The organism is Halobacillus sp. ACCC02827, assembly GCF_030291935.1.
Classification (GTDB): Bacteria; Bacillota; Bacilli; order Bacillales; family Halobacillaceae; genus Halobacillus.
In genome coordinates this window covers 2280217-2300345 of record NZ_CP128168.1, presented here as the reverse complement: position 1 = coordinate 2300345, position 20129 = coordinate 2280217, and the positions used below count along the sequence as shown (strand labels likewise).

The following is a 20129-nucleotide window of genomic DNA, read 5'->3' as shown; positions in this document are numbered from 1 at the left end:
CAGATTTAATAGTAGTGTAGCCAACAAGGCAGCCGTTTATACTCACGTGGATTTTTGTTTCTTTATTTTATTATTGACTTGCTCCAGTGCCTGTTCGAATTTCCCTGTCCGTTTCGCTTCGTAATAGGTACGGTTTTTCAATTTGTCTGGTAGATACTGCTGATTGACCCAGCTGTTTTCATAGTTGTGCGGGTATTTGTAGTCGATTCCCCGCCCGAGCGTTTGTGCCCCTTTATAGTGGGAGTCTTTCAGGTGGGCAGGTACGTCCCCGCTCTTGCCGGCCCGGATATCTGCCAAAGCTGCATCCAGCGCTTTATAAGCACTGTTGGATTTCGGGGAAAGAGCAAGCTCTGTTACAGCTACCGCCAGCGGTATTCTTGCTTCGGGAAATCCGATTCGTTCAGCGGCTTCTACGGCAGCGAGTGCGCGCGGCCCTGCCTGGGGGTTTGCGAGACCGATATCTTCATAGGCGATGACCACGAGACGTCTGGCTATACTGTCTAGATCACCGGCTTCAATGAGACGGCCTAAATAATGAAGGGATGCATCTACATCACTCCCGCGTATCGATTTCTGAAAGGCGGACAGGACATCATAATGGGCGTCCCCGTCTTTATCGTGAGAGAAGCTCTTTTTCTGCATGCATTCTTCCGCCACTTCCAGCGTGATCTGTACGGTTTCTGCTTCGTCTTCCGGTGTAGAAAAGGCGGCAAGCTCCAAACCGTTTAAAGCGGACCTCAGATCCCCGTTCGACGCAGCAGCAAAGTGATCAAGGGCTTGATCGGTGACAGAGATGTTCATATGACCGAGTCCTTGGTTTTCGTCGTTGATGGACCTTTCCAGAGCGGTTTTCACATCTTCCTCTGTTAAGGAATGAAGTTCGAAAAGGTGGCATCTGCTCCTGATTGCCGGGTTGATCGAATGGTATGGGTTGCTCGTTGTGCAGCCGATCAGTGTTAAACGGTTACTCTCCAGGTGAGGAAGGAGAAAATCCTGCTTCGCTTTATCCAGACGGTGTACTTCATCGAGGATCAGCACGAGCTGTCCGTGCATTTTGGCTTCCTCAACAGCAATCTCCATGTCTTTCTTCTTATCTGTCACAGCATTCAATAATTTATGCGGAATGCGTAAGCTCTTGGCCAATGCTGTTGCCATGGACGTCTTCCCTGTACCAGGCGGACCGAAGAGGATCATCGAAGCGAGTCTTCCTGCCGTTACCATGCGGTGGATCGTTTTACCTTCGGCTACCAGATGCTGCTGACCGATAATTTCATTGATATTAGATGGACGCATGCGGAATGCGAGTGGTTGTTGACTCATTGTTCAGTCTCCTTATTCTCATTGTAATGGTAAGCGTAGAATGATTCCGTATAAAATGCAAGAGGGTTGCCATCCATGCTATAATAGCGTTTGGTATAATAGAGAGAGGAGGATGACGTGTGAGCAACAAGAAAAAGACGAAGTACGAAGCGGTTCTCCGCTGGAGTTTCTTCGCAATCGGATTAGTCATCCTGGGCCTCGGTATCTCTATGACGATGCAAGTCAAGGACTTTGGAATCGGACCATGGGACGTATTTCACTATGGTCTGTTTTTACAGTTCGGATTAACTGTGGGGACATGGTCAATCATTGCCGGACTTATCATTGTTTTATTGAGCGCTGTCGCCCAAAAGAAATTGCCGCAGATCGGTACCGTGTTGAACATGGTGTTGATCGGCGTATTTATTGATTTTTTCAACTGGGTTCTGCCTGAGCCCGAGTCTTTACTTTTCCAGCTTATCGTTTTTGCCGGTGGTACGTTCATCACGGCCCTCGGGGTCGGTGTATATGTATCTTCCGAGATAGGTGCAGGACCGAGGGACAGCCTTATGCTGCTCCTTACAAATGCCACCGGCTGGAAAGTTTCAACCGTAAGGAATGGAATTGAGATTACAGTCGCTGTCCTCGGTTTCGCCCTCGGCGGACCTGTAGGATTGGGTACCGTATTCATCGCGTTATTATTAGGTACATTTGTCGGTTATACCCTTCCTCAAGCGAAGAAGTGGTTACAGTTTCTTATAATGAAAGGTGATTCCTATGAAGATATCTACCAAAGGCCGCTACGGGCTGACCATTATGATTGAACTTGCACGCAAGTATGGGGACGGGCCCATATCCCTAAAGCAGATTGCCAGGGATAATGATTTGTCCGAGCACTATTTGGAGCAACTTATTGCGCCACTGCGGAATGCAAGTCTCGTCAAAAGTGTCCGCGGGGCATATGGCGGTTACATGTTGACAAGGGCTCCACATGAAATAACTGCCGGAGACGTTATTCGTGTGTTGGAAGGGCCGATTACGCCCGTCGAAGGCATTGAAAATGAAGAGCCGGCCAAACAGGCGTTATGGAAGCGTGTAAGGGATGCGGTGAAAGACGTGCTCGATACGACAACGCTTGAGGATTTGAAAGATCACGTGGAAGATCAGACGCAGGACGCCTATATGTTCTATATTTAATACCTTTGATGGAGTGAACGAAATGAAACCTATCTATTTAGATCATGCTGCGACGTCACCGGTTCATCCGGATGTTGTCAAGACGATGGTTCCCGTATTTGAAGAGGTGTTCGGGAACCCGTCCAGCGTCCATCAATTCGGGCGGAAAGCACGCCGGATTCTCGATGAGGCGAGACGAACTATTGCAAAGAGCATCCAGGCAGATGAGAAAGAGATTATCTTTACAAGTGGAGGTACGGAAGCGGATAACCTTGCAGTCATCGGATCTGCTTTAGCAAATTCCGGGAAGGGTAAGCATATCATTACCACCTCGGTCGAACATCATGCTACATTACATGCAGTCGAACACTTGGAAAAGCAGGGGTTTGAAGTGACTTACCTTCCTGTCGATGAACAAGGAATCATCAGGATGAAGGATTTGGAAGAAGCATTGAGAGAAGAAACCATTCTTGTCTCGATTATGATGGTCAATAACGAGACGGGAGCTGTCCAGCCTATTGAGAAGGCAGCAGCACTTTTAGCTGATCATCAGGCTTTGTTCCATTCGGATATCGTCCAGGCGTATGGATTGATCGATATTGATGTGTCCGAGCTTCCGGTAGACCTGCTCGCTGTCTCCGGTCATAAAATTAATGGTCCGAAGGGTATCGGATTTTTATATGCCAGGGAAGGAACGCCGCTTGAGTCTCTTCAACATGGAGGAGAACAGGAACGGAAGCGTCGTGCCGGTACAGAGAACATCCCTGCCGTCAAAGGCTTGGAGAAAGCCGTGGAGATCATGCAGGCGGAGAGAAGCTCTACGAAAGAAAAATATGCAGGATTTAAACGGCTGTTTCTAGAGACACTGAAAGAAGGAGCGGTTGATTTCCATGTGAACAGTCCGGAAGAATGGACAGTGGAATCGATCGTAAACATCAGTTTTCCGGGGATGAACGTAGAAGCACTTCTGACAAACTTTGATCTGGACGGCATCGCCGCATCCAGCGGAAGTGCCTGCACTGCCGGGTCCGTAGAGCCTTCTTATGTACTGACGGAAATGTTCGGAAAAAATGACCCAAGAACCACAAATTCGATTCGTTTTAGTTTCGGCTTGGCGAACGATGAAGAAAATATAGTAGAAGCAGCAAGACGAGTCAGTCGAATCATTAAACGTTTGACTGTCTAAAGGAAGGTGAGAGTAATGAAAGAACCGAAAGATACACGCGTCGTCGTAGGAATGAGCGGGGGTGTCGATTCCTCCGTTGCCGCTCTCCTTTTAAAGGAGCAGGGTTACGATGTCGTAGGAATCTTTATGAAGAATTGGGACGATACAGACGAGAACGGGGTATGTACAGCAACGGAAGACTATGAAGATGTCATCCGTGTCTGCAACCAGCTGGATATCCCGTACTATGCCGTCAACTTCGAGAAACAATATTGGGATAAAGTGTTCACCTACTTCCTTGAGGAATATAAGAAAGGAAGAACACCGAACCCGGATGTGATGTGTAACAAAGAAATTAAATTCAAAGCATTCATGGACCATGCCATGTCCCTTGGTGCAGACTATCTCGCTACAGGTCATTACGCGCAGGTGCGTGAAAACGAAGGCACATACGAAATGCTGCGAGGTGTCGATAACAATAAAGACCAGACGTATTTTCTTAACCAACTTTCTCAGGATGTCCTTGAGAAAGTCCTGTTCCCACTCGGACATATGGAAAAGAAAGAAGTCCGCAGTATCGCAGAAGAACACGGCCTTGCAACGGCTAAGAAGAAGGATTCCACAGGAATCTGCTTCATAGGTGAACGTAACTTCAAGGAATTCTTAAGTGAGTATCTGCCTGCCCAGCCCGGCAATATGGAGACGTTGGACGGGGAAGTGAAAGGCCGGCATGACGGACTTATGTATTATACACTTGGACAACGTCAAGGTCTCGGCATCGGGGGTGCGGGGGATCCGTGGTTCGTTGTCGGGAAGAATGTAGAGAAGAACGTCCTTTATGTGGGCCAGGGCTTCCATCACGAAGCTTTGTATTCCGACGGTCTGATTGCTTCTGAAGCAAATTGGACAAGAGGGGAAGTCCCTCAGGAGCCGTTTGAGTGTACGGCTAAATTCCGTTATCGTCAAGATGACAGTGCGGTCACGGTATATCCGCTGGATGATGGAACGTGGAAGGTCATGTTCCATGAGCCGGAACGTGCAATTACACCAGGACAAGCAGTTGTTTTGTATGATGGCGATGTCTGCCTCGGCGGAGCTACTATCGATGTTGTATTAAAGCAAAATGCAGCCATCACCTATGTAGGATAAAACCAGGCCATGTCCCATCAACGGACATGGCTTTTTTATGGGAAACAAAGAACGGAAAGGGGAAAAACGATGGATAAATTGAAACAGGGAATTGAACGCATGCAGAACCATGATTACGAGGAAGCCGCAAAACTGTTTACCGAAGCAATTGACGAAAATCCTAAAGAGCCTGTGGGGTATATCAACTTTGGTAACCTGCTCACACATATGAACGACTATGAACGGGCAGAACGGTTTTACCATCGAGCTATAGAGTTAGATGAGACAGCAGCGACGGCATTTTACGGTTTGGGGAATGTCTATTATGAACAGGAAGATTATAATAAGGCACAAACACAGTTCCTTACTGCCATAAAGAAGGGCCTGAATGAAGCTGATGTCCATTTCATGCTCGGCCTGACCTTCCTGCATCAAGATCAAGTGAAAATGGCGCTTCCATATTTGTTAACGGCTTCCGAACTCGCTCCAGAAGATGTGGATATTCAGTTTCAATACGGCCTGTGTCTCGCCCAAAATGGAGCGATTGAACAGGCTGAACAGGTCATGCATCATGTGCTACAATTGGAAGAACAGCATAGTGACGCCCATTACAATCTTGGTGTGGTGGCTCTTCATAAAGAAGAAGCGGAAAAAGCTTTGGAACACTTCTCCAAAGCCTTGGAAATAAACCCCGAGCATATGCTTGCCGCCCACGCCAAAGGACAAGTGGAACAAGCGCTAAACGAGTAGAACGAAGGAGAACGACGCATATGATGCAACCATCCCTTTTTAATGAAACGGAAGAAGAACGCCCTTATGTCAAAGGGGAACTGGCCCGGATGATCTTCCATAAGGAGACGGAGCAGTTCTCCATCGCTTCGATCAAGGTGACAGAAACGAACGAAGACTTCGATGATAAGAATCTTGTGATCAAAGGTCATTTCTCCCCCCTCGAAGAAGGGGAGACGTATATCTTTCATGGAGAATTTAAAAATCATAAGAAGTTCGGGAAGCAGTACGAGGTTCAGATGTATCATCGTGTACTTCCGGAAACGAAAGACGGGTTGGTTCTGTATTTGTCCAGTGATCTCTTTCATGGAATCGGAAAGAAAACGGCAGAGCGGATCGTGGAGCATCTTGGAGAGAAGGCCGTTTCCAAAATCCTTTCCGATCGCGATGTGTTGAAGGAAGTACCGAAGCTGCCTGAAGAAAAAGCAGAGCAGCTTTACTACGCACTGAAAGAGCATCAAGGATTCGAGCATGTGATGGTACATCTGTCCCAATATGGATTCGGTTTGAAACTTGCTCAGAAAATTTATCAGGCGTTCCAAGATCAAACGATGGCCATCATCGAGGAAGATCCTTATCAACTCGTCTTTCATGTAGAAGGATTCGGTTTCCATCGCGCGGATGAGATCGCCAAAGCCCAGAATCTGTCTTTGGATCATCCGACAAGGATCCGGGCTGCCTGCCTCTATATCATGCAGAAAAGCATGGGAGCGGGACACGTGTACCTTCCGACAGAAGAGTGCCTGTTACAGGTAGAACAACTGCTTAATCAGGGAGAGAACGGGTCCATCTCCTTTGAACAGCTTTCTGAACAGATCATCAATCTTGGTGAAGAGAAATATGTCTACATCGAAGAAAATCGTGTGTATCTGCCTTCGCTTTATTTTGCGGAAAACGGGGTTCGCACGCACTTGGACCGCATTCAAATAGAAGAAGTGGAAGCGGAACACACGCAGGCGGATTTGTTAAAGCTCATCGGCAAGTTGGAGGAAGAGGAAGCCATCAGTTACGGAGAAGAGCAGTATAAGGCGATTGAACAAGCTCTTCAGTCCAAACTAATGATTCTTACCGGTGGACCGGGGACAGGGAAAACGACCGTCATTAAAGGGATTCTCCAAACATATGCCGGCCTGAACGAGCTTTCTATGGATCCGGAAGACTATGGAAGTGATAAGCCGTTTCCGTTCGTTTTAGCAGCTCCGACCGGTCGTGCCGCGAAACGTATGACCGAATCGACAGGGCTGCCGGCGAGTACGATCCACCGTCTTCTCGGCTGGGACGGTCACGACTCGTTTGAAAGGAATCAAAATAATCCATTGGAAGGCAATGTTTTGATCGTGGATGAATTCTCTATGGTGGATGTTTGGCTTGCGAATCAGCTGTTCCGGGCTGTTCCGTCTAATATGCAGGTGCTTCTCGTCGGGGATGAAGACCAGCTGCCGTCTGTCGGCCCCGGCCAGGTGCTGGCGGATTTATTGGCATCAGGAGTCATCCCTTCCACTAAATTGACGGAGGTGTACCGCCAGAAAGAGGGTTCGAAAATCATTCAGCTCGCGCACGAGATCAAAAACGATACCTGCTCGATCCGCTCGCTTGTGAAGGAGCATGATTTTAATTTCATCCCCGCTAAAGAACACCAGCTGAGCGACCTCGTTACAAACATCGTGAAGAAAGCGCAGGAGAAAGGGATCGAGATGAAGGATCTTCAGGTCCTGGCACCGATGTACCGGACAGAAGTAGGGATTCATCAGCTTAATCGAAGCATTCAGGAATCGGTCAATCCCAAGCATAAGCAGAAACGGGATTTGACTTATTTTGACGTCACCTATAGAAAAGGGGACAAAGTGATCCAATTGGTCAACCAACCGGAAGACGGAGTGTACAATGGGGACATTGGAGAGGTGGTCGCCATTTTCCGTGAAGAAGAGAATACGGACGGTGTCGAGCAGCTGGTCATTGACTTCGATGGGAAAGAGGTAGTCTACCCGAAGAAGGATTTGAATAACGTCATGCACGCCTACTGCACGTCAATTCACAAGTCACAGGGGAGTGAGTTTGCGATCGTTGTTCTTCCTGTTGTAAGAAGTTACCGGAGGATGCTCAGGAAAAACTTACTTTATACGGCTATCACTCGTTCGAAGCAGTCATTGATCATCTGTGGAGATAAAGAAGCATTTCTGGACGGCATCGGGACGACGGATACCAACACCCGATACACCATGCTCAAAGAGAAGCTGCAGTCCGAGGAACCTCAGGACGTAAATGGAGAGGAAGAAGAGGAACAGCTCTCCCCGTACGATTTCATGTAGAAAGGCGGGATTGATGATGGGTCATACACTTGGTATGTCCGGCAGTACCATCATGTCGGATCCTGATAAGTTCGATGAATTGTTTAAATGGGGACACGCTCATGTGGAGATCGGAGAGTTTCGGGACCGGGCATCGATGGAACAGTTTTTATGCTTACAGAAAGAACAGGGTGGCACGTTCGGCGTTCATGCACCTCTTCTTCGCGGAGGAAGCAAATACGACCTGATTGAAAAAGTAGCCATGGATCCGAAAGACGGAAGGAATCGGTTTAAGAGCGATGTCGAAATGGTAAAGGAAGCGGGAGCCTCCTACATCCTGGTCCATTTCCCTTATTTTAAAGGGAGCCACAATAACCCGATGCAAGCCATGGAGGAAGGGATCTCCTACCTTGCAGAACTTCAGAAGACCTATGATATCCCGATCGTTTGTGAGCCTAAGCTTGGACAGGACATGTCCGTGGACGGCATCCGCTATCTCCATGAGTTTTTAATGTCTGGCCGGACGTTTAGTCCTCTGGATATCTGTGTTGATATCGGTGATTACATGATGGCATGCAAAAACGACTGGAGAACGTACATAGAACCGCTGCTTCCATACATTCGTGTGGTCCACATGCACAATGTCACTTCTTTACTCGAAACATACTTCTGGGCGCCCATTCACCCTGACTATCATCAGTGGCAGGGAGGTTTTGACATGAAAGATTTGCTGCAGGTTTTATGTCAGGGAAGAGAGAAGTTTTTTATTTTTGAACATACACCACACACACATCCATCAGAAAAGCAGGTAGAAGAGGGGATCCAATGGGTACGTAATCTGCTGAATGTATGAATAAGAGAGAGTCGGGCATACTGATTGGTAAAAAAAGGGGTTTGTACCAATGAGGTGTCCGAACTGCAAAGAAAAACAGCTGGGCAAAATCGGTAACGACCAGTATTATTGCTGGACTTGTTGTCTTGAACTGACAATGGAGGACGGGAAGATGAACATCAACCAAATCGAAGAGGACGGCAGTCTCAGCTCGCTAAATGATATTTTCTATCAGCAAGGTTCATGACGGACCGCTCTTCCAAATGGCTGCGTCGTCTCTCTATACTATTCATCATCCTGCTTACGCTGCTGCTGCTTGCCTGGCTGTTTCCATACTACGATCATGTACTCGTAATGGTTGGACGAGTGCTGTTACCATTTGTCCTTGCTCTTGTACTCTCGCTTTTACTTCATCCACTGGTGAAAACGCTGGAAGGTGTTGGAGTGCGGAGGGCAATTGCAATTCTGCTTATATTCCTGCTGTTCTTTTCCCTTACGAGCTGGGGCATCTACAAGGGGTATCCCCGTCTTTTGGAGCAAGTAAAGCTTCTTAATGACCAACTGCCTGATCTTGCTGCGTCATACCAGGCATGGACGAAGGAATACTATGCCCATACGGAACGACTTCCGGATGGGATGCACCATAAGCTGGATCAAGCCATCACAACCTTCGAAGAAGGATTGAGCGCCAGACTGATGGCCGTATTCACGGGTTTGAGTGGCATCTTCAATATGATCATCCTGCTGGCGGTCATCCCGGTTATGACGTTTTATTTCCTGAAAGATTATAAAAGAATCGGTCTTGCCTTTCTCCACCTCCTGCCCCGCAGCTGGCACCAGGAAGCACAAAGGCTGGTTATTCAGTTAAATCATTCTCTTGGCGGATATATCAGAGGACAGTTGTTGATCAGTTTATTTGTCGGTGTATTTGCGACAATTGGATTCTGGCTGATCGATCTGCCATACCCGCTCGTACTTGGATTGGTCGCGGGGGTCACGAATATTATCCCTTATTTCGGTCCGCTCCTTGGAGCAGGACCGGCTCTGATTGTGGCTTTGACGGTTTCTTTTCAGGCCTTGCTGTTTACTCTTGCCGTCGTAGTTGTCATTCAGGTGCTGGAGGGGAATCTATTATCCCCTTACATTATGGGGAGAAGTATCCATATCCACCCGCTTTTGATTATTCTCGCCCTCCTGGCAGGTGGGGAACTTGCCGGCATACCAGGAATGATTCTTGCTGTACCTGTCCTCACCTGCCTCAAGGTCGTCGTTGATGAAATCAGGGCGGGAAGGCTCGGGCATTGACAGATGAAGGACAGTTATCTATAATTACGCATAGCGAAGACTATTTGGACGAAGAACACGAAGAAGGAACCGAGTAAGCGACATTGTTTATGGATAGAGAGGTACGTCCCTGGCTGAAAGACGTGCTCCATGATCGTTGCCGAACGCTATTCCGGAGTGCGGCTAATCCCCGCCGGATTCATGCTACGTTATCAGCATTCGAGATGATAGATGCAACAGGTCTATAATCAGGGTGGTACCGCGGAAAAACTCCCGTCCCTGCCGAATCATCAGGCAGAGACGGGAGTTTTTTCTGTGTCTGTCAAAGATGAAGCTTCGTCCAGTACCGTCTAAATTGTATATAATTCAAGGAGGTTTCTGTTATGAAGAAATTGACATCCGCAGATGTTCGACAAATGTTCCTTGATTTTTTCAAGGAGAAAGGCCACCGTGTGGAACCAAGTGCATCCCTCGTTCCTCATGAGGATCCGACGCTTTTATGGATCAACAGTGGTGTAGCGACATTGAAGAAGTATTTTGACGGACGGGTGGTTCCGGAAAACCCGAGAATCGTCAATGCCCAGAAGTCGATTCGAACCAACGATATTGAGAATGTCGGTTTTACGGCAAGACACCATACCTTCTTCGAAATGCTGGGGAATTTCTCTATTGGAGATTATTTCAAAGAAGAGGCTATGGAGTGGGCGTGGGAGTTTCTAACAAGCGAGAAATGGATCGGCTTCGATCCGGAGAAGCTCTCTGTGACTGTCCATCCGGAAGATGATGAGGCTTATCAAATCTGGGAGAAAAAGATCGGTCTTCCAGTCGAGAGGATCATCCGAATTGAAGAGAACTTCTGGGACATCGGAGAAGGGCCGAGCGGACCGAACACCGAAATTTTCTATGATCGCGGCGAGAAATACGGCAGCGACTCCAACGACCCGGAATTATATCCAGGCGGCGAGAATGAACGGTATTTGGAAATCTGGAACCTTGTGTTCTCGCAGTTCAACCATAACCCTGACGATACGTACACTCCGCTTCCGAAGAAGAATATCGATACAGGAATGGGCTTGGAGCGGATGGTATGTGTCATCCAGGAGACGGAAACGAACTTTGAAACAGATTTGTTTATTCCAATCATTAGAGCAACAGAAGAAATTGCCGAAGCAGCCTATGGAGACAGTGTCGATGGAGATGCAGCATTTAAAGTCATCGCCGATCACATGAGAACCGTAACGTTCGCTGTCAGTGATGGAGCCCTGCCTTCCAACGAAGGACGCGGGTATGTCCTGCGCCGTCTGCTGAGAAGAGCGGTTCGCTTTGCTAAGCAGATTGGAATCGATAAACCGTTTATGTATAAACTTGTCCCGCAAGTATCTAATATCATGGTCGATTTCTATCCAGAAGTGAAAGAGAAGGAAGCATTCATTCAAAACGTCATCAAGACCGAAGAAGAACGTTTCCACGAAACGCTGAATGACGGACTGCAAATCCTCTCTACTATTATGAAGCAGGAATCAGAGAAAGGAAGCAGCGTCTTTCCTGGAACGGAAGTTTTCCGCCTTTATGATACGTATGGGTTTCCAAAAGAGCTCACAGAAGAATATGTAGCAGAAGCTGGATTCACCATTGATGAAGCAGGTTTCCGTGAAGAAATGGAGAAACAGCGGGAGCGTGCCCGCAACGCCCGCCAGAAGACGGACTCCATGCAGGTGCAGGACGGAGTACTTGGAGATGTCCATGTGGAAAGCTCCTTTATCGGGTATGATCACCTGCGGACAGAAGCGGTGGTTGTTGAAATGATAAAAGGAAAAGATTTCGCTGCGCATGCCGAAGCGGGGGATACGGTGTATCTCTTCCTCGATCAAACGACTTTCTATGCGGAAAGCGGAGGTCAGGTATCAGATAAAGGGTTCCTGCGTTCGGAAGCGGCTCTTTTGGAAGTGACGGATGTAAAGAAAGCTCCTAATGGACAACATATGCACGAAGCAATCGTCCGGGAAGGATCCATGGAGAAGGGTACGAAAGTGGTTGCCGAGGTGGATCCGGGAAGCCGTTCCTTTATCGTCAAGAACCACACAGCGACCCATCTCCTTCATCAGGCATTGAAGGATGTCCTTGGAGATCATGTTAATCAGGCGGGATCCCTCGTTGAACCGGATCGCCTCCGCTTTGACTTCTCCCATTTCGGCTCTGTATCCGACGAAGAAATGGAGCAGATTGAATCCATCGTAAACGAGAAGGTGTGGCAGTCGATCCCTGTAACGATCGAGCTGAGCTCTATCGAAGAAGCAAAAGAAAAGGGAGCAATGGCACTTTTCGGAGAAAAATACGGAAACACTGTAAGAGTCGTTCAAGTCGGCGATTACAGCCTTGAGCTTTGCGGCGGCTGTCACGTGCAGAACACAGCGGAAATCGGCCTGTTCAAGATCGTTTCCGAATCCGGTATCGGTGCAGGGACGCGCAGGATAGAAGCTGTGACTGCCAAAGATGCTTATCTGTATATGAATAAAAAGGAAAACGTCCTGAGAGAAGCGGGAGCGCTTCTTAAAACGAAGCCGGAACAGGTGCCGGACCGGATCGATGCTCTTCATAAAGAAATGAAAGAGCTTCAGAAAGAGAAGGATTCACTCAGCGCTAAACTATCCAACCTGGAAGCTTCCAGCATCCTTGATGATGTAGAGGAAGTAGCAGGCGTGAAGGTCCTTGCGAAGAAAGTGGATGTCAAGGATATGAACAGCCTTCGTTCCATGGTGGATGACTTGAAGCAGAAGCTTGGATCCGGCATTATTCTGCTGGCTGCACCTAACGGCGAGAAAGTTCAATTAATTGCAGGAGTATCCAAGGATTTAGTAGAAGAAGGGTATCATGCCGGTCAATTGATTAAAGAAGCAGCTGCTATCTGCGGCGGCGGCGGCGGAGGCCGTCCGGATATGGCGCAGGCAGGCGGCAAAGATGCTTCCAAAATCCCGGATGCTCTTACGTATGCCAAAGAATATGCGGGACAGAAAGCCTAGTTTTTCTAATCCTGCAAATAGGTATATAATGGAGTAAATACAATAAATGTGCGAGGTGACTGTAATGAGTTCAATGGATAAGACGATGAGGTTTAACTTCTCGGAAGAACCGTTTGATCAAGATGTCCGATCCGTACTGCTATCTGTGCACAGTGCACTGGAGGAGAAAGGGTATAACCCGATTAATCAAATCGTAGGCTACCTCCTTTCCGGAGACCCTGCTTATATTCCTCGTCACCAGGATGCAAGAAACCTGATCAGAAAAATCGAAAGAGATGAGCTGATCGAAGAGTTGGTAAAGTTTTACATCAAAGAGAATAAAGAGGGCATGGAATGAAGAAAATAGGTTTAGATGTGGGGGAAAAGACGATAGGCATCGCAATTTCTGATGCCTTCGGCTGGACCGCCCAGGGGCTTACGACGCTCCGATGGGACGAGAAGGACTTCAACACAGCGAAAGACAATCTGGCCGAGGTCATCAGAGACCATGAGGTGACGGAAGCGGTGGTCGGTTTTCCGAAGAACATGAACGGAACCGTCGGTCCACGTGGAGAAGCCAGTCAAAAATTCGCTGCTTGGCTTGAAGAGGAATTTCGTCTCCAAACCCATTTGTGGGACGAGCGACTTACGACAATGGCTGCTGAACGAGTGTTGATCGACGCTGATGTCAGTCGTAAGAAAAGGAAGAAGGTCATCGATAAGATGGCTGCCGTTATGATTTTACAAGGATATTTGGATTCGAAACAATAAAGGAGGATGTCTGATATGGCATTAGCAAAAGAAGAACGCATCATTATACCGGACGAGAACGGAGAAGAGCATCTATTTGAGGTGTTGTTCACGTTCGACGTCGAGCAGACCGGACATTCTTACATTGCCGTCATCCCTGCGGAGCAGAAAGAAGGCGACGAAGTCGAAGTTTTCGCTTTCCGTTATGAGGAAAAAGGGAACGAAGAGGATGATCTTGCTCTATTCCAAATCGAATCAGAAGATGAGTGGGAAATGGTCGAAGAAATGCTGAATACATTGACAGATGAAGACCTTACCTGATTATAGTCACGCCCAAAAGCCTGCAGCTCTGCTGCGGGTTTTTTATGTTGTTAAGAAGATCGGGCGGTGAAGAGACCTTGGCTCTCATTCCCTGAAAATCACAGCATGTATAAAGGGCAGGTTTATTTAAATAAAGGTTCTGAAAAGGAGCTGTCTCGGCGGCATTTGTAGAAAATCCGGGCAATTTGTAGAAAGGTTCTTTCAATTTATAGTATAATGTACCGGATGAAAGGAGGAAGGCTGTTGTCTAAATCTGACTTTAATACACAGTATAAGAAAAAGCTGAAAAATAGAATAGAAGAAGCAAGTACCGTAAGAAAGATTGTAGCCGGTATATTGACGGCACTCGTCCTCATCCTGTTGATTGGAGGGCTTTCGGGCTATTTGTACGTCCGCTCCGCTCTTCAACCGGTGGATCCGGGAAACGAAAAGCAGAAAAATGTTGAAATCCCCCTCGGTTCTTCCACTTCGCAAATCGCATCGATATTGGAAGAGAATGATATCATCAAGAACGGCATGATCTTCCGTTTCTATACGAAATTCAAGAATGAGTCCGATTTTCAGGCTGGAGATTATCAGTTCACTTCATCCATGAGCATTGATGAAGTTATTGAATCCTTGAAAGAAGGAAAGCTTGTCAAGGATGCAGCAGTTACCGTAACCATTCCAGAGGGAAGGGATTTGGAAGAGATCGCGGGAGCTTATGCTGAGAAAATGGACTTTACAAAAGAGGAATTTCTGAAACGGGCCAATGACGAGGAATATGTCAAGACGTTAATGGAGAAGTATCCGGATTTACTTACGGAAGACATCCTGAACGAGGATATTCGTTATCCTTTGGAAGGCTACTTATTTGCTTCTACTTATCCTTTTAATGTAGAGGACCCAAGCATTGATCAAATCATTGAGAGTATGCTCGACCGCACCCAGTCCGTCGTTCTTCCATATATGGATGAGGTGGATGGATTAAAAGGTATAGAAAACGTCCATGATCTCGTAACCATGGCATCCCTTCTTGAGAACGAAGCAAGGACGGCAGAAAGCAGGGAGGAGATTTCTGGTGTCTTCCAGAACCGACTGGAAGAAGAGATGCCCCTGCAAACCGATCCTACCGTCCTTTATGCCCTTGGAGAACATAAGGACAGAGTGCTGTATGAAGATTTGGAAGTAGACTCTCCTTATAACACGTATCAGGTGAAAGGACTTCCGGTCGGCCCGATATCCAACTTCAATGAAAACTCTTTAAAAGCTGCAGCGGAACCGAATGATAACGATTATCTTTACTTCCTTGCAGACAGTGATGGAGACATTCATTATTCTGAAACCTTGAAGCAGCATAATATATATAAAGAAGAACATATAACCGGCCAGTGAATTTTTTAGAAGGAATGACGGGAACACTCGCATTCCTTCTTTTTTTTGTGTTAAAATAGTGTGGTTGTAAAATTATTGTGAAGGGATGAAACTTGATGGAGCAAGAGCAATATTTACAATCATTGCTTTCAGAGCCTTCCAGACCTGTCAAAGAAATGGAAACGTATGCCAAGGAAAATCATGTTCCCATCATGGAGCCATTAGGTATTGAATTTCTCATGCAGCTCATACGGATCCAGAAACCAACAGCCATCCTGGAAATCGGAGCGGCGATCGGATATTCTGCGCTTAGAATGGTAGAAGCTAATCCGGACTGCACCGTTACGACGATCGAAAGGGATGAAGAACGTTATAACGAGGCACTGTCCAATATTCGCAACATGCATAAAGAAAATCAGATTCGCGTCATTCATGGAGATGCTTTGGACGTGAAAGAAGTGGTAAGCGGTCATGGACCATTCGATATGCTGTTCATCGACGCTGCGAAAGGGAAGTATGAGGAATTTTTCCATCTCTATTCCCCGTTAGTGAAGCAGGACGGAATGATCATTTCCGATAACGTCCTCTTTAAGGGATATGTAGCGGACGATACGGATGCCGGTCCGCGTATGGCAAAGATCGCACGCAAGATCCGCGGTTTCAATGAATGGCTGGTTCGTCATCCGGACTATCATACGACGATTGTTCCGATCGGGGACGGAGTAGCGATTACGAAGAAGAAATAAATAAAAGGTCATAGATATCCAAGGAATTGGATGAAAGGAGAAGCCAGAAGCATGCACGACAAACCAGTAGTTATCGGCGTTGCAGGAGGAACCGGGTCAGGTAAGACATCTGTCACCAAATCCATCATCCAGCGCTTTACGGACAAGACGTTATTGATGTTAGAACAAGATTATTATTATAAGGATCAGAGCCACCTTCCGTTTGAGGAACGGCTGGAGACGAACTATGACCACCCGCTGGCTTTCGACAATGATCTATTGATTGAACAATTGGAACAGTTGATTGATCAGAAGCCTGTGGAGAAGCCCGTATATGATTATACAAGACACACGAGGTCTGAAGAAACGATTCACGTAGACCCTAAGGAAGTCATAATCGTCGAAGGGATCCTGGTCCTGGAAGATGAGCGTTTAAGAGATATGATGGATATCAAAGTATTCGTTGATACGGACGCTGATGTACGCATTATCCGCCGTATGATGAGGGATATCAACGAGAGGGGCCGCACGCTCGATTCGGTCATCGACCAATATATTAACGTTGTACGCCCGATGCATCTGCAGTTTGTAGAACCGACGAAACGCTATGCGGACATCATTATCCCGGAAGGCGGACAGAACCACGTGGCGATTGATTTGATGGCTACGAAGATACAAACGGTGTTGTACGAAAAGGGACAAGCGGTAAGCAAAGAAAATAGTTGAAATACTGGCAGAAATCTGGCATAGTTTCAATAGTAGTTCTAAATCATCATGTCCTCGGGTAAAGTATAGTAATTTGCAAATGAGCGTACCGGTGTACTGCTCATTTCCTATATTAAGGACTATCATTTTTTCTTGTATTAAAGGAGTGTTCGACCATGGCAGAAGATAAAAGCTATTACATGACTGAAGAAGGTAAACAGAAGCTCGAAGATGAATTGGAGCACCTTCGCACGGAGCGTCGTAAAGAAGTAGTGGAACGCATCAAGATCGCCCGCGGATTCGGCGATTTGTCTGAGAACTCTGAGTACGATGCAGCGAAGGACGAGCAGGCTTTCGTTGAAGCCCGTATTACGCAGGTGGAGAACATGATCCGCAATGCTGTCATCATTGAAAACGATACTGAAAACCCGGATACGGTTACAATGGGTAAATCTGTTACATTCCAGGAACTTCCTGATGGTGAAGAAGAAACATACACGATCGTAGGTAGTGCAGAAGCAGATCCGTTTGAAGGGAAAATCTCCAACGATTCTCCTATGGCTCAAAGTCTGATCGGACATGTAGTAGGCGATCAGGTCAAAGTCGCTACACCAGGTGGAGAAATAGACGTGAAGATCGTTACCGTTAAATAATTCTATGAATCGTAAAGGCAGGGCTTATTCTCCCTGCCTTTTTTTTCTACATTTCCCGGGCAATAGCAGGGAGGACCATGGAAGTATTGGTTGGCGCATTGACATCATGTATAATATACACGAGTCAAAAGGAGGAGAAGGACAATGTCAGAAAAACATACATCGAATTCCCGTTCATCGCGCAATGAGAAGAAGAGACGCAGCTTCAAGTGGGTCACGTGGTTATCAGGGGTAGGCGTCCTCGTTGTTGCCGTATTCATCTCGGTTATGGTATTCAGCACTAATGACGAACCCGGTAAAGCGAAAAGCACCGAGGCATCGTTAATTGAGAAAGCAAAGCAGGATAAAGAGCAATCCAGTAAGTCCAAAGACGATTCCAAGCAGAAAGAAGAAAACGAAGGCACACAAGTCTCACTCGAAGGTTTTGAAGAGCTGAAGCCTATTGAGGATGAGGAAGGATTGAAAGTGGAAGAGAGTGAAGATCCTAACGTAGAACGTGTGGTAACGAAAGATTGGTCCTCTGTACCGACAGAGCAGGATACAGGCGGGAACCACAGCATAACCTATCAGGAAGGCTCTCAAGACTATGAAGAGTTGAAGCAGGCGATTAGAAAAGGGGTAGGACTTGCTGAAGACGATATCATCTATTGGTGGATCGGCAACGGCGGAGGTCCGAACAAAGCGGTCGCTACTGTATCGGATAAAAGTGAAACCGGCTATCTTCGTGTTTCTGTTGAATGGGTCGACGGCCAAGGCTATAAGCCGACGAAGCTGGAAGTGTTGAAAGAGAAAGAAATCAATCGTTAAAAGGGGAAGTTTAAATATGACTATCGGAATTATTGGTGCAATGGATGAAGAAATCGAACGCCTGCAGTCGGAAATGGAAGTGACTGCGGAGAAAGAAGTGGCTGGAAGTAAATATATCGAGGGTACGCTTTACGACGTGCCGGTGGTATTGCTGTTATCAGGGATAGGGAAGGTCAATGCAGCGGTGTCCGCTACGATTCTTCATGAGCAGTACGAAATAGACGCGGTTATAAACACAGGTTCGGCGGGCGGATTTGCCAAAGATCTGGAGGTGGGGGACGTCGTCGTATCAACCTCCGTCACCCATCATGATGTCGATGTTACCGCTTTTGATTATGCGTACGGGCAGGTACCTGGAATGCCGGCTATGTTCGATGCCGATGAACAATTAATGGAGAAAGCGATGGAAGCCATTGCTAAGACGGATGCACGTGCAGCTAAAGGAATCATTGCTACAGGCGATTCTTTCATGCAGGATCCCGTCCGAGTGGATTTTGTAAGAGGGAAGTTCCCGGATATGATCGCAGCAGAGATGGAAGCAGCGGCCATTGCTCAGGTTTGTCATAAATACGGGACACCTTTTGTGGTCATCCGTGCGCTCTCGGATATTGCCGGCAAAGAATCATCTATTTCTTTCGATGAGTTCCTTCCGAAGGCGGCAGAAAACGCGGCACAAATGATTATGACGATGATCCAGTCTTATAAATAACAGTAATTTCCACCGACAAATGGGTATGGATATGATACGATATCTATAGATCAGGAGGTGGAAGTTTTATGGAATCTACCGAATGGAAAAAGAAGATAGCCGACTATAAGCGGTTTATCATGACTTTACTGATATTCAGCAGTTATTTATATATTGGAACTTTAATCAGCCTTTATGAGTATGGAACGGCCACCTATATGTATCTGTACCCATTAATCGGCGCGGCGCTGATCACTGCCTTCCTCATGACTATGAAAATAAGAAAATGGCAGCGGCTGTCGGCAGATAAATAAATAAAAGAACCGGGTTCCTCATTTGGGGACCCGGTTCTTTTATTTATTTCTTTCCTTGTTTACTCTGTTTATAGAATTCGTGGAATATCTTCATAAGGGCTCTCTTTTCAATGCGAGAGACATAACTTCTTGAGATGCCGAGTTCCTTTGCTATTTCCCTCTGAGTCTTTTCTTCCGTGGAATTTAATCCATAGCGGAAAATGATCACTTCTTTTTCCCGCTCATCGAGAATAGTAATGAAGTCCTTGATTTTCTCTAATTCCATATGAAGTTGGATTTCTTCGACGATATCCGTTACGTCCGCCTGCAGGATATCGAGTAAATTAAGCTCATTACCCTCTTTGTCGTGTCCTATGGGGTCTTGAAGGGAAACGTCCTTATTTGTCTTTTTCGTCGATCTGAGGTGCATTAGAATCTCATTTTCGATACATCTCGCAGCATAGGTGGCGAGTTTCGTTCCTTTGCCTGTCGAATAGCTTTCGATTCCTTTGATGAGGCCGATCGTTCCAATAGAAATTAAATCCTCGAAATCCTCTTTCGTGTTTTCGAATTTTTTAACGATATGAGCAACGAGACGAAGGTTATGTTCGATTAGTTTGTTCCTTGCCTCATGACTGCCTTCCTGCATCAATTTCAACTGCTCCGCTTCTTCTTCGGAGGACAGCGGGTTCGGAAAGGCCTGGTTCTTAACGTAGGACATGAAGAAGAGGGACTCTTTAAAAAAGTATAGGATAGAAGCGATCAGACTGCTCACAGGATGCACCTCCTCGTGGATTAGGCAAACGCCTATCACATACTTATGTGCCTGTGGGAAGGTCTGTGCTTGTACCCCTTAAAATATAGTTGTCATGAT

Annotated in this window: 22 protein-coding genes; 20 read left to right on the top strand and 2 right to left on the bottom strand. The window is 46.7% G+C overall.

Going from position 1 to position 20129, the window contains the following annotated elements:
* Positions 1-42: 42 nt before the first annotated feature.
* The gene (locus tag QRD89_RS12265) at positions 43-1320 is read right to left on the bottom strand and encodes a replication-associated recombination protein A (protein WP_026577178.1); all 1278 of its coding nucleotides are present in this window, start codon (positions 1318-1320) and stop codon (positions 43-45) included.
* Positions 1321-1439: 119 nt separating this feature from the next.
* Between QRD89_RS12265 and QRD89_RS12260 the strand changes: the two genes are divergently transcribed.
* The 20 genes from QRD89_RS12260 (at position 1440) to QRD89_RS12165 (ending at position 19276) form a co-directional block, all read left to right on the top strand.
* Positions 1440-2123 carry a YczE/YyaS/YitT family protein gene (locus QRD89_RS12260; protein WP_008639503.1) on the top strand — a complete coding sequence of 228 codons (684 nt, stop codon included), beginning with the start codon at positions 1440-1442 and terminating at the stop codon, positions 2121-2123.
* Positions 2077-2496, top strand: coding sequence for a cysteine metabolism transcriptional regulator CymR (gene cymR / locus QRD89_RS12255; RefSeq protein ID WP_008639507.1), 420 nt, complete (start codon positions 2077-2079; stop codon positions 2494-2496). The genes QRD89_RS12260 and cymR overlap by 47 nt, the downstream gene beginning before the upstream one ends.
* 22 nt (positions 2497-2518) lie before the next feature.
* The gene (locus QRD89_RS12250; protein ID WP_286095338.1) at positions 2519-3661 is read left to right on the top strand and encodes a cysteine desulfurase family protein; all 1143 of its coding nucleotides are present in this window, start codon (positions 2519-2521) and stop codon (positions 3659-3661) included.
* Positions 3662-3676: 15 nt separating this feature from the next.
* A complete protein-coding gene (gene mnmA / locus QRD89_RS12245) occupies positions 3677-4789 on the top strand; it encodes a tRNA 2-thiouridine(34) synthase MnmA (RefSeq protein ID WP_286095336.1) in 1113 nt (370 codons plus the stop codon).
* A 9-nt stretch (positions 4790-4798) separates the two neighbouring features.
* Complete coding sequence (locus QRD89_RS12240; protein WP_153017407.1) at positions 4799-5518, top strand: tetratricopeptide repeat protein; 720 nt, start codon at positions 4799-4801, stop codon at positions 5516-5518.
* A 20-nt stretch (positions 5519-5538) separates the two neighbouring features.
* Positions 5539-7866 (top strand): SF1B family DNA helicase RecD2, encoded by a 2328-nt coding sequence (gene recD2 / locus QRD89_RS12235; RefSeq protein ID WP_026577180.1) that lies wholly within the window; start codon positions 5539-5541, stop codon positions 7864-7866.
* Between the two features lie 13 nt (positions 7867-7879).
* Positions 7880-8698 carry a sugar phosphate isomerase/epimerase family protein gene (locus tag QRD89_RS12230; RefSeq protein ID WP_236096516.1) on the top strand — a complete coding sequence of 273 codons (819 nt, stop codon included), beginning with the start codon at positions 7880-7882 and terminating at the stop codon, positions 8696-8698.
* A gap of 49 nt (positions 8699-8747) precedes the next feature.
* A complete protein-coding gene (locus QRD89_RS12225; protein ID WP_201029303.1) occupies positions 8748-8924 on the top strand; it encodes a YrzR-like zinc ribbon domain in 177 nt (58 codons plus the stop codon).
* A complete protein-coding gene (locus QRD89_RS12220) occupies positions 8921-9982 on the top strand; it encodes an AI-2E family transporter (protein WP_286095334.1) in 1062 nt (353 codons plus the stop codon). The genes QRD89_RS12225 and QRD89_RS12220 overlap by 4 nt, the downstream gene beginning before the upstream one ends.
* 362 nt (positions 9983-10344) lie before the next feature.
* Positions 10345-12981 carry an alanine--tRNA ligase gene (gene alaS / locus QRD89_RS12215; protein ID WP_286095333.1) on the top strand — a complete coding sequence of 879 codons (2637 nt, stop codon included), beginning with the start codon at positions 10345-10347 and terminating at the stop codon, positions 12979-12981.
* A 64-nt stretch (positions 12982-13045) separates the two neighbouring features.
* Positions 13046-13318, top strand: a complete 273-nt coding sequence (locus QRD89_RS12210; RefSeq protein ID WP_008640318.1) for an IreB family regulatory phosphoprotein — start codon at positions 13046-13048, stop codon at positions 13316-13318.
* Positions 13315-13731 carry a Holliday junction resolvase RuvX gene (gene ruvX / locus QRD89_RS12205; protein ID WP_008640319.1) on the top strand — a complete coding sequence of 139 codons (417 nt, stop codon included), beginning with the start codon at positions 13315-13317 and terminating at the stop codon, positions 13729-13731. Before QRD89_RS12210 ends, ruvX begins: the two co-directional genes overlap by 4 nt.
* 15 nt (positions 13732-13746) lie before the next feature.
* The gene (locus QRD89_RS12200) at positions 13747-14031 is read left to right on the top strand and encodes a DUF1292 domain-containing protein (RefSeq protein WP_008640320.1); all 285 of its coding nucleotides are present in this window, start codon (positions 13747-13749) and stop codon (positions 14029-14031) included.
* A 243-nt stretch (positions 14032-14274) separates the two neighbouring features.
* Positions 14275-15405 carry an endolytic transglycosylase MltG gene (gene mltG, locus QRD89_RS12195; protein WP_201029302.1) on the top strand — a complete coding sequence of 377 codons (1131 nt, stop codon included), beginning with the start codon at positions 14275-14277 and terminating at the stop codon, positions 15403-15405.
* 95 nt (positions 15406-15500) lie between these two features.
* A complete protein-coding gene (locus tag QRD89_RS12190) occupies positions 15501-16130 on the top strand; it encodes an O-methyltransferase (protein WP_008638369.1) in 630 nt (209 codons plus the stop codon).
* 51 nt (positions 16131-16181) lie between these two features.
* Entirely contained in the window at positions 16182-16835 is a 654-nt protein-coding gene (gene udk, locus QRD89_RS12185; protein WP_008638367.1) for a uridine kinase, read from the top strand.
* A 155-nt stretch (positions 16836-16990) separates the two neighbouring features.
* Positions 16991-17467 (top strand): transcription elongation factor GreA, encoded by a 477-nt coding sequence (gene greA / locus QRD89_RS12180; RefSeq protein WP_008638365.1) that lies wholly within the window; start codon positions 16991-16993, stop codon positions 17465-17467.
* A 144-nt stretch (positions 17468-17611) separates the two neighbouring features.
* Positions 17612-18274 (top strand): YrrS family protein, encoded by a 663-nt coding sequence (locus QRD89_RS12175; protein ID WP_286095332.1) that lies wholly within the window; start codon positions 17612-17614, stop codon positions 18272-18274.
* Between the two features lie 16 nt (positions 18275-18290).
* Positions 18291-18983, top strand: coding sequence for a 5'-methylthioadenosine/S-adenosylhomocysteine nucleosidase (mtnN, locus tag QRD89_RS12170; RefSeq protein ID WP_062513834.1), 693 nt, complete (start codon positions 18291-18293; stop codon positions 18981-18983).
* 68 nt (positions 18984-19051) lie between these two features.
* Entirely contained in the window at positions 19052-19276 is a 225-nt protein-coding gene (locus tag QRD89_RS12165; protein ID WP_008638358.1) for a YrhC family protein, read from the top strand.
* Between the two features lie 43 nt (positions 19277-19319).
* Here the strand turns inward: QRD89_RS12165 and sigK are convergent, their stop codons facing one another.
* Positions 19320-20030 carry an RNA polymerase sporulation sigma factor SigK gene (gene sigK / locus QRD89_RS12160; protein ID WP_008638357.1) on the bottom strand — a complete coding sequence of 237 codons (711 nt, stop codon included), beginning with the start codon at positions 20028-20030 and terminating at the stop codon, positions 19320-19322.
* Positions 20031-20129 lie beyond the last annotated feature (99 nt).

Bases quoted from the DNA above. Each gene is read 5' to 3' on its own strand.
- alaS (WP_286095333.1), top strand. From the start codon at position 10,345: ATGAAGAAATTGACATCCGCAGATGTTCGACAAATGTTCCTTGATTTT.
- greA (WP_008638365.1), top strand. From the start codon at position 16,991: ATGGCAGAAGATAAAAGCTATTACATGACTGAAGAAGGTAAACAGAAG.
- cymR (WP_008639507.1), top strand. From the start codon at position 2,077: ATGAAGATATCTACCAAAGGCCGCTACGGGCTGACCATTATGATTGAA.
- QRD89_RS12230 (WP_236096516.1), top strand. From the start codon at position 7,880: ATGATGGGTCATACACTTGGTATGTCCGGCAGTACCATCATGTCGGAT.
- QRD89_RS12225 (WP_201029303.1), top strand. From the start codon at position 8,748: ATGAGGTGTCCGAACTGCAAAGAAAAACAGCTGGGCAAAATCGGTAAC.
- QRD89_RS12165 (WP_008638358.1), top strand. From the start codon at position 19,052: ATGGAATCTACCGAATGGAAAAAGAAGATAGCCGACTATAAGCGGTTT.
- QRD89_RS12220 (WP_286095334.1), top strand. From the start codon at position 8,921: ATGACGGACCGCTCTTCCAAATGGCTGCGTCGTCTCTCTATACTATTC.
- QRD89_RS12200 (WP_008640320.1), top strand. From the start codon at position 13,747: ATGGCATTAGCAAAAGAAGAACGCATCATTATACCGGACGAGAACGGA.
- recD2 (WP_026577180.1), top strand. From the start codon at position 5,539: ATGATGCAACCATCCCTTTTTAATGAAACGGAAGAAGAACGCCCTTAT.
- QRD89_RS12175 (WP_286095332.1), top strand. From the start codon at position 17,612: ATGTCAGAAAAACATACATCGAATTCCCGTTCATCGCGCAATGAGAAG.
- mtnN (WP_062513834.1), top strand. From the start codon at position 18,291: ATGACTATCGGAATTATTGGTGCAATGGATGAAGAAATCGAACGCCTG.
- QRD89_RS12190 (WP_008638369.1), top strand. From the start codon at position 15,501: ATGGAGCAAGAGCAATATTTACAATCATTGCTTTCAGAGCCTTCCAGA.
- mnmA (WP_286095336.1), top strand. From the start codon at position 3,677: ATGAAAGAACCGAAAGATACACGCGTCGTCGTAGGAATGAGCGGGGGT.
- QRD89_RS12265 (WP_026577178.1), bottom strand. From the start codon at position 1,320: ATGAGTCAACAACCACTCGCATTCCGCATGCGTCCATCTAATATCAAT.
- QRD89_RS12250 (WP_286095338.1), top strand. From the start codon at position 2,519: ATGAAACCTATCTATTTAGATCATGCTGCGACGTCACCGGTTCATCCG.
- ruvX (WP_008640319.1), top strand. From the start codon at position 13,315: ATGAAGAAAATAGGTTTAGATGTGGGGGAAAAGACGATAGGCATCGCA.
- QRD89_RS12240 (WP_153017407.1), top strand. From the start codon at position 4,799: ATGTCCCATCAACGGACATGGCTTTTTTATGGGAAACAAAGAACGGAA.
- QRD89_RS12210 (WP_008640318.1), top strand. From the start codon at position 13,046: ATGAGTTCAATGGATAAGACGATGAGGTTTAACTTCTCGGAAGAACCG.
- udk (WP_008638367.1), top strand. From the start codon at position 16,182: ATGCACGACAAACCAGTAGTTATCGGCGTTGCAGGAGGAACCGGGTCA.